Raw genomic sequence first — 2,023 nt, 5'->3', positions numbered from 1 at the left:
GATTAAACTCAACGAGGTTGTCACCAACCCCGTTGCTCTTCAAAACCGTGCATGAAAGTTTCCCTTCACACGGCTCCTCAATGATTAGGTGCTTTTCATGCATACCTCATTACCCATTTATCCTCGACTTTTTCAAGTCTTCTGGTGGGCTTAGGCTCGGTACTATTGCAACCGGATTTTGCGCCAATACTGCCATCATTGGTAGTTTTTGTGTCATGGCAATGTCTGTGCATAAGTTGCCAATTGTCATAACAATCCTTTCCACCTTTCGACTTGGGGGTTGTATGGTCAACTTCCATCACATCGCTTTCGCGGAAAAACAATCCACAATGGGCGCATTTCCCTTTTTGTTTCTTCAAAAGCTTTGCAACTCGTGAAGGTAGTTCGGGATTCTTACCCATGCGGGAACTCCAGTACACCAGGTTGCCATCGAATGGCGAGGCTTTTCCCTTGACCTTTATGTGCCGGACTATTGGAGTGCAAGCATGGTCAATTAATTTTAAGGATTTAGCCCCGTTTTTAGCTGAGAAGACCCAGTTATTTCCACCTATCGGATGCCAGTATTTATTTGACACCCACCCACCCGCTTTATTTGGGTGACGGCGATTCGCCCAAGCTCTAAGTTTTTGATACACCAAGTTATCTAAATCTGAGTAAACAACCTTGCTTACTACAGTCGCGTAGTAATTTGCCCATCCCCGAATAATGGGGTTTAAATAGGCTATTAGAGCCGCTTGGGGCAGTGCCTTATGCGATTCAATTACCTTTGCGATTTTATCGTAGTGTATCTTCTGCTTTTTGGAGCTTGGGGTGATTATTGTTTTATAGCCTTGCTTAGAGTGATATTTACCAACAGCGAATTGACGGATGGTAAATCCCAAGAAATCAAATCCTGGTTTATCTTGCTTATACTTATGTAAGCTATGAGCAAATCTCGTTTTGCTTGGCTTGAGTTCTAAACCCATGTCTAATAACCATTTGGAGATGATCTCCTTGCATCTTTGGACTACAGCTTCGTTCTCATGCAAGATGACAAAATCATCTGCATAGCGAATTACGTCAGGTGATTTAAACTCGGTTCCTTTTTTATGAAACCACGTTTCCCGAACTGTATGTGACATTTTGGGAAACTCTTGTTTAACCCGTGACTCTAAACCGTGGAGGGCTATATTTGCCAGTAAAGGAGAGATTACTCCCCCTTGGGGCGTACCCTCAGATGTCAGGAATAACTGCTTACCATCCATTACTCCAGACTTTAGCCACGCCGTTACTTGCCGACGTATCGTTGGGGTAGTGTTTAGCTTTAGCAACAATGCCTGATGGTTGATTTTGTCGAAGCACTTAGAGATATCCGCATCAAGCACATATTTTGGCTTATGATTGATACCTATAAATATTGCCTCAATTGCATCATGACATGAGCGCCCTGGTCTAAAACCGAACGAGTTTGGCTCGAACTTAGCTTCCCATTCTGGTTCAAGAGCTAGTTTTACTAGTGCCTGCATGGCTCTGTCGTGCATAGTAGGGATACCTAATGGTCGCTTTTCGTCTGTACCAGGTTTAGGAATCCAAACCCTTCTGGTAGGTGAGACTTTCTTGCTTAACTTTAGGTTGACAATCATAGTTAGACGTGCTGCTGGGGATAGGCTTTTTATCCCATCCACTCCTGCTGTCTTTTTCCCTTGGTTGTCTTGACTGATTCTACGCACGGCTAAGAGCTTTGCTGACCGGGAACTCATTAACAATCTCTGGAGTTTGTGAACGCTTTCGCTTTTACTCATAGGCACTTTGCTCGATGCATACCAGTTTTTTAGGCTACTAGTATTGACACCTTTCATCCCCGCTTTACGGATTGAGGACTAGTCGCTACCGTAGGGGAAGTGCTTTCACCGTTGCACTTACGGGGTAGGATTCTCACCTACATGGTCAGTCAGTTGTCAAGGTTCTGTTAGGATTGCTCCTATGTCTAGCCTTACGCCTAATCCCTGAGTATTGCTACTCATTTCTAGGCAACGAATCACAC

1 protein-coding gene is annotated in these 2,023 nt (G+C 44.1%); it reads right to left on the bottom strand.

Annotated elements, in window-relative coordinates:
• Positions 1 to 95: 95 nt before the first annotated feature.
• On the bottom strand, positions 96 to 1,781 hold the full coding sequence (gene ltrA / locus ABF638_RS37780) for a group II intron reverse transcriptase/maturase (protein ID WP_435027853.1): 1,686 nt from the start codon (positions 1,779 to 1,781) through the stop codon (positions 96 to 98).
• Positions 1,782 to 2,023 lie beyond the last annotated feature (242 nt).

Source organism: Nostoc sp. CALU 1950 (assembly GCF_051172895.1).
Lineage (GTDB): Bacteria > Cyanobacteriota > Cyanobacteriia > Cyanobacteriales > Nostocaceae > Nostoc > Nostoc edaphicum_A.
The sequence above is the reverse complement of the archived record's forward strand: the minus strand, read 5'-3'. Positions and strand labels throughout refer to the sequence as shown.

Coding starts and splice junctions, on each gene's coding strand:
- ltrA (WP_435027853.1), bottom strand. CDS start 1,781: ATGAGTAAAAGCGAAAGCGTTCACAAACTCCAGAGATTGTTAATGAGT.